Consider the following 13,110-nt stretch of genomic DNA (forward strand, 5'->3'; position numbering starts at 1 on the left):
GTGAACTGCGACGTCCGCATACCCGGTCGTTCGTGTCGCACGCCGCGCCACCGGCCGGGATTTTCCCGACATATCCCACCAGAGAGGCCCTGACCTGGCGTAATGGCCGGACCGGCGCGCACCGGAGACCCTCTCCCGCGCGTGATCGGAACGTCCGCGTCACGCTCCGGATAGGCTGCGGTCATGCCAGGCACGGTCAGGCGGATCCCCACGCCATCAGCCCCCGTCCCGCGAGGGCCCGGGGAGCCGGCCGCCGGCGGCTCCGGCGCGGCGGCCGCCGTGCTCGCCCATCCCTGGGCCGGCACGTCCCTCGGCGCGCCCGAGCAGTGGGACCCGGCGGTACGGGCCGTGGTCGATCTGGTCCTCGCCTCGCCCGTCCCGATGGCCCTGCTCTACGGGGACGACCTGGTGCTGCTCTACAACGACGGGTACGCCGAGCTGATCGGCGCCCGGCACCCGGAGGCGCTCGGGCGGCCGGCCGCGGAGGTCTTCGCGGACGTCTGGTCCGAGCCGGGCGCCGGGGAGGTGCTCGAACGGGCGTACCGGCACGGCGAGTCCTTCCTCGAGCGGGAGGCGGTGCTGCCGGCCGACCGGCATCTGGTCGGCGGCGGCGAGCCGGCGGTGTTCACCCGCGGCCACTCCCCGGTGCGCGACAGCAGCGGCCAGATCATCGGCGTGCTCACCGTCGCCGCGCAGACCACCCAGCTCACCCAGCAGTTGCAGAGCCTGAGCGACTTCGCCGCCGCCCTCTCCGGCACCCTCACCCTCGACGACGTCGCCCGGGTCACCCTCCGGTACGCCATCAACTCGTTCGACGCCGACCGGGTCGCCTTCGCGGTCGACGAGGGCGGGACCTGGCGGATGGTCCGGCGGACCCGCGGTGAGCTGCTGGACGAGGCAGACGAGCGGCTCCCGCCGCTGTGGCGGCGCGCCCCGGCCGAGTCGCCCGGCCCGGTCGCGGCGACCGCCCGCAGCGGGGTGCCCTGCTACGTCAGCGACGGCCATCCGCTGCGGGAGACCGCGGTGGACCGGCACGACCAGAAGATCCGGGCGTTGGCCGCCCTGCCGCTGCGCTCCTCGGTGGTCCGGGGCGCCCTGGCGGTCGGCTACCAGACCCCGCACACCTGGTCCGCGGCGGAGCGGGCGCTGCTGATCGCCTCCGCCGAGCTGGTGGGTCAGGCGGCCGAGCGGGCCCGCCGGTTCGAGACCCAGCACGGCACCGCCCAGCTGCTGCAGCGCAGCATGCTGCCGGAGCAGCTGCCCGACCTGCCCCGGCTGCGCATCGCCGCCCGGTACGCCCCGGGGGTCGACGGCAACGCCGCCGGCGGTGACTTCTACGACGCCTTCGTGCTGCCCACCGGCGCGCTGGGCGTGGTCCTCGGTGACGTGGCCGGGCACGACGTGCAGGCGGCCGCGCGGATGGGGCAGGTGCGGGCGGCCCTGCGGGCGCTCGCCCTCAGCGATCCCCGTCCCGACGCGGTGCTGGCCGGGTTGGACCGGCTGGTGTCCAGCCTGGGCGCCGAGGGCGGGACGCAGGAGCTCTTCGTGACCGTGGTCTTCGGGGTGGTCGAGCCGGACCGGGAGCGGATCACGCTGGCCAGCGCGGGCCATCCCGCGCCGTTGATCCGGCGCTGCTCGGCGGCGGGCGAGCCCTTCGCCGAGTACGTCGACGTGCCGCCCGGCGCTCCGCTGGGTCTCGGCTGCCGGCCCCGGACGGCCACCGTGCCGTTCCGACCCGGAGACACCCTGCTGCTGTTCAGCGACGGAATGGTCGAGCGGCGCTGGCAGGACCTGACGGCCGGGCTGGACGAGCTGGCCGGTGCGGTGACCGCGGCCGGCAGCGGCGACCCCCGGGCGCTGTGCGCGGTGGCCACCGCCGCGGTCCCCGGGGCCACCGAGGACGACGTCGCGGTGCTGGCGGTGGAGCACGCGGTCAAGCCGAGCCGGTCGGTCAGCATGGAGGTCCCGGCCGAGCCGACCGCGCCGGGCCGGGTACGGCACTGGATGACGGCGCAGCTCACCGAGTGGCGGGTGCCGGAGGCGGTGGTGGGCGCGGCGGTGCTCTGCACCAGCGAGCTGACCACCAACGCGTTGCTGCACGCCGGCACCGCCGCCCGGGTGGAGATCGACCTGAGCGCCGAACGGCTGCTGGTGTCGGTCGCCGACTCGGGCACCCGGGGCACGGTGACCCGCACGCAGACCGACACGCTGAGCAGCCGGGGACGGGGTCTGGGCCTGATCGAGGAGCTGAGCGACGCCTGGGGCACCGACCCGACGGTGCGCGGCTCGACCGTCTGGTTCGAGATTCTCATTCCGGCCGGATGAGTCGCGTCGGCGCGCGCCGGGGCGGGTAGAAGGGGAGCCATGCCTACCGACAACCGCCGCGGCGTCCTCCTCGACGTGGACGGCACCCTCGTCGACACCACCTATCTGCACACCGTGAGCTGGTGGGAGGCGCTGCGCCAGGCCGATCACCAGGTCCCCATGGCGCTGATCCACCGGTCGATCGGCATGGGCTCCGACAAGCTCCTCGACCACCTGCTGGGGCCGGAACGCGACCGGGACGACGACGGCAGGCTGCGGGCCGCCCACGACGGCTTCTTCGGCGAGTACTGGGAGCGGCTCACCCCGCTGCCCGGGGCCGCCGACCTGCTCCGGGCCTGCGCCGCCCGCGGGCTGCGGGTGGTGCTGGCGACGTCGGCGGCTGAGCGCGAGGTGGCCGCGCTGCGGGCCGCGCTGGACGCCGACGACGCCGTCGACACGGTCACCTCCTCCGCCGACGCGCAGCAGAGCAAGCCGGCGCCGGACATCCTGGTCGCCGCGCTGGAGCAGTCGGGGCTCACGGCGGAGCGGGTGGTGTTCGTCGGCGACTCGGTCTGGGACGTCGTGGCGGCCGGCAAGCTGGACATCCCGTGCATCGGCCTGACCTGCGGCGGGACCAGTCGGGGCGAGCTGGCCGGCGCGGGCGCGGTGGCGGTCTACGACGACCCGGCGGCCCTTCTCGAGGGCCTCGCCGACAGCGCCATCGCCACCGTCGGCTGACCCGCCGGCGCCGTCGCCGGGCGCTCCTGGGTGGGGCGGATCCCGGGCAGGGTGACCGGCCCCACCCGGAACAAGCGGACATCGAGGCATAGCGGACGGGAGTACGGGGCACTGGTCACCACCTGCCCGCGTCGCGGGCGGCGGGAAGGTGGTGCCGTGGAACCCGTGGACGTCGCGCTCGCGCTGGTGGGTGTGGGCGCGCTGCTGGCAGGGATCCTGCCGCGCGTGCTGGAGCGGCGCCCGCTCTCCATGCCGATCGCCTTCCTCGGCCTCGGCATGCTGGTCTTCCTGCTTCCGACCGGGCTGCCCACGCCGGACCCGCTGCGTTGGCCCGAACTCACCACGCATCTCACCGAGATCGGCGTGATCGTGGCACTGATGGGTGCCGGGTTGAAGATCGACCGGCCGCTGAGCTGGGCCCGCTGGTCGTCGACCTGGCGACTGCTGGCCATCGCCATGCCGCTGTGCATCGCGACGGTGGCGCTCATGGGCTGGTGGCGGGTGGGCCTGGTGCCGGCGGCGGCGCTCCTGCTCGGCGCGGCGCTCGCCCCCACCGACCCGGTGCTCGCCGCGGACGTGCAGGTGGGCGAGCCGACCGACGTGGAGGACTCCGAGGACGAGGTGCGCTTCGCGCTGACCTCGGAGGCGGGGCTGAACGACGGCCTGGCCTTCCCGTTCGTGTACGCCGCCATCGCCATCGCCACCACCAGCCTCGCCCCGGCGGACTGGCTGGCGCACTGGCTCACCGTCGACGTGCTCTACAAGCTCGCCGTCGGCGTCGGGGGTGGGCTGCTCATCGGCTGGCTGCTCGGCAAGCTCTTCTTCCGGGCGCCGAGCGAGCTGCGGCTGGCCCGGCACGCCGAGGGCTTCCTCGCGCTGGCCGCCACCTTCCTGGCGTACGGGCTGGTGGAGGTGGTCGGCGGGTACGGCTTCGTGGCGGTCTTCGTGGCAGCCCGGGCGATCCGGGCGGCGGAGCGGACCCACGAGTTCCACTCGGTGCTGCACGACTTCGCCGAGCAGATCGAGCGGTTGCTGACCGTCATGCTGCTGCTGCTCTTCGGCGGCGCGGTGATCGGCGGGCTGCTCGCCCCGCTGACCTGGCCGGCGGCGCTGGTCGGGCTGGCGCTGGTCTTCGTGGTCCGGCCGCTGGCCGGCTGGCTGTCCCTGCGCGGGGCGCCCGGTCGGCCGGTCGAGCACTGGGTGATCGCGCTGTTCGGCATCCGCGGCGTCGGCTCGTTCTACTACCTGGCGTACGCCACCAGCAGGACGGACTTCCCGCAGGCGGAGCTGATCTGGGCCACCGTCGGCCTGGTGGTGATCGTCTCGGTGGTGATGCACGGGATCGCGGCCACCCCGGTCATGCAGCTGCTCGACCGGGCCGGCGAGCGGACGCAGGAGCACCCGGAGCGGGGACGCGCGGAGGAGCCGGCGCTGGGCGGCGCCCGAAGCTGACCGGGGGTCGGCCGAGGGCCGGCCGGCCGCGCCGGGCGACCGGGCCGGCGCCGGGCGCCACGCCGAGCGAGGGACGATCGGGCGAGGGTGGGCGCCGATCAGCCGGGCGGGCCGAGCAGCCGGTCGACCAGCGCCCGGCCGAGGTCCCGGCCGGAGAGCCAGGTCGCCGCGCCGAGCGCCGGATCGAGCAGCAGGGCCGCCTGCGGACCCGGCATGGCCAGCGCGACCGCCGCGCAGGACCGGCCGTCGACCCCCGGCCCGGGCTCGACCGTCAGCACCAGCCGGTCGTGCACCACGGGCAGGTCCCGGGCCAGGTGCTCGACCAGCGAGCGCAGCCCGCGCGGGGCGGCCCAGCGCATGGGGCCGCCCGGCAGCTCCCGGCGACCCTCCGGCCCGTACGCGACCAGGGTGTCGGTCCACTCCCGGGCCAGCCCGGCGGACCGCCACTCCTCCGCCACCGCCGCGAAGTCGGGGTGGTCGACGGTGAAGTAGGAGGCGCCGAGGTCGGCGGGGCGGCCGTCGAAGCGCTTGCTGGCCATCCGGCCGCCGGTCACCCGGGCCCGTTCGCGGACCTCCACCGGGATGCCGGCCCGGACCAGCTCGGCGGCGCAGGCCACCCCGGCGATGCCCGCGCCGACCACCACCACACCCGCCCCGTCCACCGTCACCCGGTGATCGTATGCGGGCCCCGCGGAGACGGCATGAACGGCGCGGACCCGGGGTACTGGCACAGGTGTTCGAAGAGAGGTGATCGAGATGACCGACCGCGACAGCGGCAGGGCCAACCCGCAGGCCGCCATCAAGGACCCCGACGAGTGGGTCACCGGCGAGGAGCCGCCGACCGCCGCGCAGGAGTCGTACCTGCACACCCTCGCCCGGGAGGCCGGCGAGGAGGTGCCGGAGGGCCTGACCAAGGCGGAGGCGTCCCGCCGGATCGACGAGCTCCAGGCGGAGACCGGGCGCGGGCAGTGAGTCAGCGCGGGGGCAGGCGGTGCAGTTCGACCTGGTCGAGCCGCCCCGCCGCCACCCGCGCGCTCAGCCAGGTCGCGTACGGCTGAGCCCGCCGGTCGGTGGGCGACCCCGGGTTGAGCAGCCGCAACCCGCCCGGGGCGACGCTGTCCCACGGGATGTGGGAGTGCCCGAAGACCAGCAGGTCGCAGTCGGGGAAGCGGGCCGCACAGCGTTCCTCCCGCCGGGTCTTCGGCCCGGTCTCGTGCACCACCGCCACCCGCAGCCCGGCGAGCTCCACCCGGGCCACCTCGGGCAGCCGGGCCCGCAACTCGGGGCCGTCGTTGTTGCCGTGGACGGCGACCAGCCGGCGGGCCCGCGCCGCCAGCGCGTCCAGCAGCGACACGTCCACCCAGTCCCCCGCGTGCAGCACCACGTCGGCCGCGTCGATCGCGGCCCAGAGCGGCGGGGGCAGGTCCCGGGCCCGCTTCGGTACGTGGGTGTCGGCGGTGATCACGAGCTGCATCCCCCGATCCTCCCCGCCCCCGCCCGACCTGTCGCGCCGGATCCCCGGACGGCGACCCGCCGGCCGGGCAGCGCCGGCTCAGGCGCCCTGGCCCTGGTTCTGCATCAGGCCGCCGTCGATGAAGTACGTCACGCCGGTCACGTACTCGGCGTCGTCGCTGGCCAGGAAGACGGCCAGCTTGGCGATCTCCTGCGGCTGCGCGGCCCGCTTCCACGGGATGCTCTGCACCTGCTCCTCCAGGTACTGCGGGTCGTCGATGGCCCGCTGGTTGAACGGGGTGAGCACCATGCCGGGACCGATGTTGTTGACGTTCATGTGCATGGGCGCCACCTCCAGGGCCAGGCTCTTGGCCAGTTCCAGCATGCCGCCCTTGCTGGCGTCGTAGTCGGCGCCGCCGGCCCGGGCCACCTCCTGGTGGATGGAGGTGATGTTGATGATCTTCCCCTGGCCGCCCTGGTCGCGCCGGTGCTGGACGAACCGGCGGCAGCAGAAGAACATCCCGTAGAGGTTGGTGCGGATGCACCGGTCCCACGTCTCGGTGTCCAGGTCCGCCACCGGAATGCCGGAGGCGTCGACACCCGCGTCGTTCATCAGCACGTCCAGGGTGTCGAACTCGGCGAGCGCCTCGTCGAACATCGCCTCGACCTGGTGCTCCACACTGATGTCGCCCTGCACCACCACGGCCCGGCGGCCGGCCTTCTCGATCTCCGCCCTGGTGTGGTTCGCGCCGGCGTGGTCGTGCAGGTAGTGCACCACGACGTCGGCGCCCTCGCGGCCGAACTCGATGGCGGTGGCCTGCCCGATCCCCGAGTCCGAGCCGGTGATCAGGGCGGTCTTCCCGGCGAGTCGTCCGGTCATCTGCGTGCTCCCTCCGTGGTTCCCGCACCGGTCGGCACGGCTTGTCGCGCGGACGCCCCGAAGCGTTCCTCGGCCTCGGTGAGCCGGCCCGCCGCGTTGATCAGACCGATGTGCGAGAAGGCCTGGGGGAAGTTCCCCAGCTGCTCACCGGTGGTCTGGTCGATCTGCTCGACGTAGATCCCCAGGTCGTTGACCCGGGCGGCGAGCCGCTCGAAGAGCCGACGCGCCCGGTCCACCTCGCCGGCCTGGGCCAGGCAGCCGACCAGCCAGAACGAACAGATCACGAAGCCGGCCGGGTCGTCGTTCCAGCGCCGCAGCAGGCCGTCCCGGGAGAGCCCGCGTTCCACCACGTCAATGGTCGAGCGCATCCGCGGGTCGTCCGCGGGCAGGAAGCCGACCAGCGGCATGAGCAGCACCGAGGCGTCCAGTTGGTCGGAGTCGAAGGCCCCGGTGTACGCGCCGAGCCGCTCGTTCCAGCCGCGGGTCAGCACCACCTCCCGCACCTCGTCCCGGGCCGCCGCCCAGCGGGCCACGTCCCCGGCGTCGCCGATCCGCGGCCCGAACCGCACCGCCCGGTCCAGCGCGGTCCAGCACTGCACCTTGGACGACACGTAGTGCCGCTCGGCGTCGCGGGCCTCCCACATCCCGGCGTCCGGCCGGCGCCAGTCCACCACCGCCTGATCGGCCAGGGCGTGCAGCAGGTGGTGTACGTCGGGCGTCATCGGGTCGAGGTAGTGCCGCATCAGCCAGGCGGCGTCGAGGATCTCGCCGAGCACGTCGTTCTGCCGCTGCTTCCAGGCGTTGTTGCCGACGAAGACCGGCCGGCTTCCGGCGTACCCGGAAAGGTGGTCGAGCGGGTGTTCGGTGAGGTCCCGCTCGCCGTGGACGCCGTACATGATCGGCACCGGATCGTCGCCGATCCGGCCCATCGCTCGGGACACCCAGCTGAACTGCCGATTCGCCTCGTCCGGGCAGGCGGCCCGCCAGAGCGCCTGGAGGGTGAAGCTGAAGTCGCGGACCCAGACGTAGCGGTAGTCGTAGTTGCGGTCGCCGCCCAACTCCTCGGGCAGCGACGTGGTGGCCGCCGCCACGATCGCCCCGCTGGGCTGGTAGGTCATGCCCTGCACCACCAACGCGCTGCGCCGCACCTGCTCCCGGTACCGGCCCCGGTACTGGTCGCGATGCAGGTCGGCCCAGGACCGCCACCCGGCGACCGCGTCGGCCACCACCCGATCGGCGTCGGGCAGCGCGGGCGGACCTGGGCCGTAGGTCTCGGCGTACCCCAGTGTGAAGTGGTGGCTGGTGCCGGAGCGAGCGGTGAACCGGCCGGTGGCCCCGCCGGCGCCGAGGTCCAGCGGCACGTTGGCGCGCAGGCTCAACCGGCAGGCGCCGGCGGTGCCGTCGATCTGTCCGTCGTCGGATCCGGTGAGGTACGCGCTGACCCGGCCGTACTCGAAGCGGGGCTGGTACTCCATCCGCATGGGGACCTCGCCGGTGAGTCCCTCGACCAGCCGGGCGAGAACGCGGGGCGAGCGCAGGCCGATCTCGTGGCCGCGCGCGCCGGGCTCCAGCGCCAGGGTGTCGGTCACCGCGACCGAACCGGTCCGGGTGGTGAACACGGTACGCAGCACCAGCGTCTCGTCCAGATAGGACCGTTCACTGGTGAAGTCCTCCTCCGGGCGGATCGCCCAGTGCCCCGCCCGATCGTCGAGCAGCCGGCCGAATACGGAGGGCGCGTCGAAGCGCGGCGGGCACCACCAGTTCACCGAACCGGCCCGGTCGACCAGCGCCGCACTGTGCCCGTCCGCCAGGAAGCCGTGCTCGCCTATCCGTCCGCTGTCCACGCCGGTGTCTACCCGGGTGCACGGGCGGCATGCCGCACGCCCGGCATCCGGCCTGCGCCCAGCGCACGTCCACTGACCGGCGCGTCCGGCGGGCATCCGACGCCGGCCGGGCGTTACCGCCCGACGGCGGTGGGAACCCGGGCGGTTGACGAAGGAGGATGCTCATGACCAGACCCTCGACTCCGACCGCGGCCTGGCAACCCGGTATGCCGGGCGGCGACAACCTCCCGTCCGGTCCGGCCGGCCGGCCGGCGGCGCCCAGCGGGGACGGACACGGACCGGAGTTGGGTCCGCCGACCGTGACGATCGGCTCGTACCCGGACTATCCGTCCGCCCAGCGCGTGGTGGACTACCTGGCCGACAACCGGTTCCCGGTGGAACGCAGCGCGATCGTCGGGACCAACCTGACCCTGGTGGAGACGGTGATGGGCCGGATGACCACGGGCCGGGCCGCCCTGGTGGGCGCCGGGACCGGCGCCTGGTTCGGGCTCTTCATCGGGTTGCTCTTCGGCATCTTCACGGCCGGCAACTGGGTCGCGGTGATCCTGGTCGGGCTGGTCATCGGCGCGATCTGGGGCGCCGTCTTCGGCGCGGTGGCGCACGCGATGACCGGGGGGCAGCGCGACTTCACCTCGGGCAGTTCGTTGCGGGCCGGCCAGTACGCGGTGATCGTGGACGCCGACGTGGCCGACCAGGCACGGCAACTGCTGGGTCGGATGCACCTGACGCCGACGGGCGCGACCGCCCGCTGACGACGACGCCCCGGCGCCCAGCCCGCGCCGGGGCGTCAGTCGTGGTACGTCAGCTCCCCGGCCACGATCGGCGCGTCCACCCGGTTCTCCGCTGGGGCGAGCGGGCACGCCCACCGGTCGTCGTACGCGCAACTGGGGTCAAACGTGGGAGATTGTTGACGCCCGACAGGGCGACAACGAAACAGCCCCGGGCAGCGCGCCAACGCTGACCCCGGGGCCTAGCCCGGAGGTAGCCGGACATGCGAACCAGCCTAACCCCCACCGCCACGCTCGCCGTGGCCGCTCTCACCCCGTTCCGCCCCCGTAACCGCCGTGAGGCTGCCGCCCTGCTGGCGACGTGGGCCCGCCGGGACACCCTGACCCCCGCCGACGTTGCCGCCGTGCTGGCGACCTTCCGGGCCCGTGGCGGTGCCCGATGAGCCAGGCTGTCAAGGCTGCGATGCGCGCCACCCTTGACCTCAAGCCCACTGAGCGGATGGTGGTTCTAGTGATCGCTGCCCACCAGAACCAGGAAGGTGACGCCTGGCCGTCCGTCCAGACCATCGCGGATCACGTCGGGTGCTCCACCCGCACCGTGCAACGGGCCCTCGCCAAGCTGGTTCAGCTCGGCCGCCTGGTCGTCCGCCAGGTGGCGAACGTCGCCACCCGGGTCTACCGGCTGGTGACGGGACAGCCGGCCCCGTCCGGGGGTGACAACCAGCGTCCGGGGGTGACGAACGGCGGGCCCGGGGGTGACACCCGTAGCGTGTCGCCCGAAGTTGAGAAGACCAAAGAGAAGAACTACCGCGCCGGCGCGCGAGACTGGCGTCAGTGGTTGAAAACCAAGAACCCCAACCCCAACCCGCAGCGACCCCCGTACGGCCCCGTAGAACGCCGTGGGGCCGCTCTGCCGGTAGCTGACAGGGCGGAGCAGTGCCCCAGCCACCGGGGCAGCCCCCGGGGCAACTGTGGCCCGTGCCGTTCTGAGGCCCTGGCGGGTGACCGATGAACGCTCGCCGTATCGCCAGCATGGCTGGCACCGTGGCAGTAACCGTGATCGCTGCCGTTGGTAGCTACGACCACATGCGGGAACTAGCCCACCGGGCCGGACAGGGCCCGCTACTGGCGGCCCTGCTCCCGCTATCGGTTGACGGCATGATCCTTGTTGCCACCCTGGCTCTCAACGATGGTCGCCGCTCCCGCTGGTCGGCGTGGCTGGCGTTCCTGGTCGGCGTAGCCGCTTCCCTGGCCGCCAACGTGCTGGTTGCCGACCCCCACCCGGTGGCCCGGGTTGTGTCCGCATGGCCCGCCGTGGCGTTGCTGCTCACCGTTGAGGTACTGGCCCGTTCCGGGAAGGGGCTGGAGGTTCCGGCGGAACCTGTTGCCCAGCAAGCCATAGCGGCCCCTGAGGGCCCGGAAGTAGCCGCACCTTCCGGGTGCGCGGAGGAATCCGCGGAGGGGCCCAGCAAGCCTCACAGCGGGCCGGATAGCCCGGAACCTGAGCAGCCCGGCCGGAAGCGTCGCCCGGTGGCGGAAACCCGCCGCCTGGCCCTCGGGATGCTGGCGGAACCTGGCACCACCCGGGAGGCCGTAGCGGCCGCCCTCGGCATCTCTGATCGGAGGTTGCGAACGGTGCTCAACGGTCCCGTTGCCGCGTAGGGGTACGGTGCGCGCCATGGGTGCTCTTAAGCCGTGGCACATCGCCACGCTGTGTTGTCTCGCCTCGTCAGCCGTGCTCGTCGGCGGTCTGGTCTGGCTCCTAGTTAAGAGGGCCAACCGCCGGTAGCGCGGGAGGGTTGCACAGCACAGGAGGTTTACGCAGTGAGAGTCGTACAGGACTCCGCCAACGTCTTTGTCACCTACGTTGATCCCCCGGTTACGCCCGTCCGCCTGGCGGAGCTAGCCGCCCAGCTTCCGCCGGAGGCTGTCTGTACCGAGGTTGTGCTACACCCTGACGGAATCCTGTTCGCCACGTTTGAGACTGGCCAGGTAGCCGCCACCGACTGAGGCGGCAGGGGAGGGGCGGCCCATACCGCCCCTCCCTCACGGCGCTACCTAAGCAGCAGGGCGAGTAGCCCGCTCAGGGCAGCGAGCACAGCCGCTACCCCGCTGAGCACGCCCGGTGCCGTCTTGAGGTAGTCCAGGATCACGGAGTGCGGATTCCGTGTCCCGTTGTCGTCCTGCTCGTTTGTTGCTACGGTCGGCACGCTGACTCCTTGTCTGAAACCGAGGCACGGTGGAGTAACAACGGAGTCGCCAGCGACGCCCGGTCTAGCCACCGGGCGTTCGCTCTTTCCGCCCCCCTGTAGGGAGGGTTCGTGCGACGACGTCGTTACCGCGATCAATTGCAGCCGCCGGGCGTCCTCGGGTCAAGCGGAGGCCATCCGTCGGCGTGTCGGTGCTTGCAACCGACCAGAGTCGGTGCTTGCTTCTATCCCAACGGTCGGCTTCCTGATGGGTTACCTCGGTCGGGCACATCGACGGTAAGCCACGGAGCGTGCCGTTCAAAGCCAACCTCCCGAACTTACGTACGACTGCACCTTAAACGCCGGGGCAAAGCTGGACACTTACCGCCTATCGGTCAGGCAAGCTACCCCTCATGCCAGCCTGTCGCCTCGAAAAAGGTCCATCCTGTGGACGGGTGCGACTGCATTTATCGCGTCAACGCGATCACCCGGGAGCGCCGGTGCCCGTCCTCATGCATCAGAGCCAGCCGGGTTGCTGTTACGCCCGTAGGTCTGCCCCTTGGCGTCCGGCAGCGGCTCGCGGTCCTCAAGGGCCCGCACCTCATCCACCGACAGGAAACCCGCCTCAATGCCGGTGCGGTAAGCCTGGTAACGCTCAGCCGTCTTTACGCGCATCCTCGCGTTAGCGTTGAAACGCAAGCTCTGACCAGCCGGCAGGATGGCGGAGAAAGCCTGCTCAATCCGAACCAGCCACGGCATCAACGTTTGAGTGACAAACCAATTGTGTTGCTCCTCAACACCACTACCCCATGAGCTAGCCGTTGTCGGGTCGAGCATGTAAGCGGGCACCCGGAAGATTCCAGCGATAGCCAGACGGTTAAACCGCTGAGTCTCCAAAAACTGTGCCTGTTCCGGGGTAACGCTAATCTGTTTCCAGGTAGACCCACCCGTAAGAACGCCGACACCGTGACTGTTCTTGATGCCCGCGTGATTCTTGCGCATCATTCGGGCCAAGATGGCAACCTCACCCGGCTTGGGGGTGCCGGGGTGTTCAATGACGCCGGTAAGCGTGGTGCCCTGGCTAAAGAACCGTGCGCCGTATTCCTCGGTAGCCAACCCGGCACCAATGGTCTGCCGGGCATTCTCAAGCGGAGACAGACCACGGAGGCTGTTTGCCTGAGCAAACCCCTTAACGTGGATAACGTCCCGGTCAAACAGGGTTACGTCAGCAACCTTGTAAAGAACGCCGCTGCCATCCTCGGTCAGCTCAACCCGCACGGTGCGGGGGTCGAGCGGCACCAGGGCAACAACCTTCCCCCCACCGTTCCGGTAGACACGCACAAAAGCGTTGCCGTCCGTCAGAAGTGACGTCATCACTTTCTGCCAGAAGTCAAACGGCGTATCAAACGGGTTGGGCTTACTCAGCCACACCGGCCCGGGGGCCGGCTTCCTGGTTTCACCAATGAGGTGATCTCAGCAAGGTTCGGCGGCCGAGTGGGGATGACACGGGCGTAACGTCCATA

13 protein-coding genes and 1 pseudogene are annotated in these 13,110 nt (G+C 71.9%); 8 read left to right on the forward strand and 6 right to left on the reverse strand.

Annotated elements, in window-relative coordinates; genetic code table 11:
* Window positions 1–183 precede the first annotated feature (183 nt).
* The 3 genes from ACFOYX_RS27780 to ACFOYX_RS27790 all read left to right on the forward strand — a co-directional run bounded on the left by ACFOYX_RS27780 (window position 184) and on the right by ACFOYX_RS27790 (window position 4,494).
* Window positions 184–2,325: a SpoIIE family protein phosphatase gene (locus ACFOYX_RS27780; RefSeq protein ID WP_322443251.1), complete on the forward strand. Its 2,142-nt coding sequence runs from the start codon at window positions 184–186 to the stop codon at window positions 2,323–2,325.
* 39 nt (window positions 2,326–2,364) lie between these two features.
* A complete protein-coding gene (locus ACFOYX_RS27785; RefSeq protein ID WP_322443250.1) occupies window positions 2,365–3,042 on the forward strand; it encodes an HAD family hydrolase in 678 nt (225 codons plus the stop codon).
* Window positions 3,043–3,198: 156 nt separating this feature from the next.
* Window positions 3,199–4,494: a cation:proton antiporter gene (locus tag ACFOYX_RS27790; RefSeq protein WP_322443249.1), complete on the forward strand. Its 1,296-nt coding sequence runs from the start codon at window positions 3,199–3,201 to the stop codon at window positions 4,492–4,494.
* A 161-nt stretch (window positions 4,495–4,655) separates the two neighbouring features.
* On the opposite strand, the pseudogene ACFOYX_RS27795 reads toward ACFOYX_RS27790, so the two are convergent.
* Window positions 4,656–5,141: pseudogene (locus tag ACFOYX_RS27795) on the reverse strand (NAD(P)-binding protein); the annotation flags it as partial.
* 109 nt (window positions 5,142–5,250) lie between these two features.
* Here ACFOYX_RS27795 and ACFOYX_RS27800 point away from each other — a divergent pair.
* The gene (locus ACFOYX_RS27800) at window positions 5,251–5,466 is read left to right on the forward strand and encodes a DUF3072 domain-containing protein (RefSeq protein ID WP_322443248.1); all 216 of its coding nucleotides are present in this window, start codon (window positions 5,251–5,253) and stop codon (window positions 5,464–5,466) included.
* 1 nt (window position 5,467) lies between these two features.
* Here ACFOYX_RS27800 and ACFOYX_RS27805 read toward each other — a convergent pair whose 3' ends face one another.
* The 3 genes from ACFOYX_RS27805 to ACFOYX_RS27815 all read right to left on the reverse strand — a co-directional run bounded on the left by ACFOYX_RS27805 (window position 5,468) and on the right by ACFOYX_RS27815 (window position 8,670).
* Window positions 5,468–5,968 (reverse strand): metallophosphoesterase, encoded by a 501-nt coding sequence (locus ACFOYX_RS27805; protein WP_109800860.1) that lies wholly within the window; start codon window positions 5,966–5,968, stop codon window positions 5,468–5,470.
* A 78-nt stretch (window positions 5,969–6,046) separates the two neighbouring features.
* Window positions 6,047–6,826: a glucose 1-dehydrogenase gene (locus tag ACFOYX_RS27810; RefSeq protein WP_322443247.1), complete on the reverse strand. Its 780-nt coding sequence runs from the start codon at window positions 6,824–6,826 to the stop codon at window positions 6,047–6,049.
* The gene (locus tag ACFOYX_RS27815; RefSeq protein WP_322443246.1) at window positions 6,823–8,670 is read right to left on the reverse strand and encodes a glycoside hydrolase family 15 protein; all 1,848 of its coding nucleotides are present in this window, start codon (window positions 8,668–8,670) and stop codon (window positions 6,823–6,825) included. The genes ACFOYX_RS27810 and ACFOYX_RS27815 overlap by 4 nt, the downstream gene beginning before the upstream one ends.
* A 164-nt stretch (window positions 8,671–8,834) precedes the next feature.
* On the opposite strand from ACFOYX_RS27815, the gene ACFOYX_RS27820 reads away from it, so the two are divergent.
* Window positions 8,835–9,422 (forward strand): general stress protein, encoded by a 588-nt coding sequence (locus tag ACFOYX_RS27820; RefSeq protein ID WP_322443245.1) that lies wholly within the window; start codon window positions 8,835–8,837, stop codon window positions 9,420–9,422.
* 35 nt (window positions 9,423–9,457) lie between these two features.
* Here the strand turns inward: ACFOYX_RS27820 and ACFOYX_RS27825 are convergent, their stop codons facing one another.
* Window positions 9,458–9,625, reverse strand: a complete 168-nt coding sequence (locus tag ACFOYX_RS27825) for a DUF1684 domain-containing protein (protein WP_109800864.1) — start codon at window positions 9,623–9,625, stop codon at window positions 9,458–9,460.
* 36 nt (window positions 9,626–9,661) lie between these two features.
* On the opposite strand from ACFOYX_RS27825, the gene ACFOYX_RS27830 reads away from it, so the two are divergent.
* The 3 genes from ACFOYX_RS27830 to ACFOYX_RS27840 are packed head-to-tail and all read left to right on the forward strand — an operon-like array spanning window position 9,662 to window position 11,060.
* Window positions 9,662–9,841, forward strand: coding sequence for a hypothetical protein (locus ACFOYX_RS27830; RefSeq protein WP_109800865.1), 180 nt, complete (start codon window positions 9,662–9,664; stop codon window positions 9,839–9,841).
* The gene (locus ACFOYX_RS27835; RefSeq protein ID WP_109800866.1) at window positions 9,838–10,410 is read left to right on the forward strand and encodes a helix-turn-helix domain-containing protein; all 573 of its coding nucleotides are present in this window, start codon (window positions 9,838–9,840) and stop codon (window positions 10,408–10,410) included. The genes ACFOYX_RS27830 and ACFOYX_RS27835 overlap by 4 nt, the downstream gene beginning before the upstream one ends.
* Window positions 10,411–10,430: 20 nt before the next feature.
* Window positions 10,431–11,060, forward strand: coding sequence for a DUF2637 domain-containing protein (locus ACFOYX_RS27840; RefSeq protein ID WP_322475148.1), 630 nt, complete (start codon window positions 10,431–10,433; stop codon window positions 11,058–11,060).
* A gap of 1,037 nt (window positions 11,061–12,097) precedes the next feature.
* Here ACFOYX_RS27840 and ACFOYX_RS27845 read toward each other — a convergent pair.
* Window positions 12,098–13,018, reverse strand: coding sequence for a phage portal protein (locus tag ACFOYX_RS27845; protein WP_322443243.1), 921 nt, complete (start codon window positions 13,016–13,018; stop codon window positions 12,098–12,100).
* Between the last annotated feature and the right edge of the window lie 92 nt (window positions 13,019–13,110).

The sequence above is a fragment of the Micromonospora sp. GCM10011541 genome (assembly GCF_042650725.1).
GTDB lineage: Bacteria > Actinomycetota > Actinomycetes > Mycobacteriales > Micromonosporaceae > Micromonospora > Micromonospora sicca.

Bases quoted from the DNA above. Each gene is read 5' to 3' on its own strand.
- ACFOYX_RS27780 (WP_322443251.1), top strand. From the start codon at position 184: ATGCCAGGCACGGTCAGGCGGATCCCCACGCCATCAGCCCCCGTCCCG.
- ACFOYX_RS27800 (WP_322443248.1), top strand. From the start codon at position 5,251: ATGACCGACCGCGACAGCGGCAGGGCCAACCCGCAGGCCGCCATCAAG.
- ACFOYX_RS27840 (WP_322475148.1), top strand. From the start codon at position 10,431: ATGGCTGGCACCGTGGCAGTAACCGTGATCGCTGCCGTTGGTAGCTAC.
- ACFOYX_RS27805 (WP_109800860.1), bottom strand. From the start codon at position 5,968: ATGCAGCTCGTGATCACCGCCGACACCCACGTACCGAAGCGGGCCCGG.
- ACFOYX_RS27830 (WP_109800865.1), top strand. From the start codon at position 9,662: ATGCGAACCAGCCTAACCCCCACCGCCACGCTCGCCGTGGCCGCTCTC.
- ACFOYX_RS27810 (WP_322443247.1), bottom strand. From the start codon at position 6,826: ATGACCGGACGACTCGCCGGGAAGACCGCCCTGATCACCGGCTCGGAC.
- ACFOYX_RS27835 (WP_109800866.1), top strand. From the start codon at position 9,838: ATGAGCCAGGCTGTCAAGGCTGCGATGCGCGCCACCCTTGACCTCAAG.
- ACFOYX_RS27820 (WP_322443245.1), top strand. From the start codon at position 8,835: ATGACCAGACCCTCGACTCCGACCGCGGCCTGGCAACCCGGTATGCCG.
- ACFOYX_RS27785 (WP_322443250.1), top strand. From the start codon at position 2,365: ATGCCTACCGACAACCGCCGCGGCGTCCTCCTCGACGTGGACGGCACC.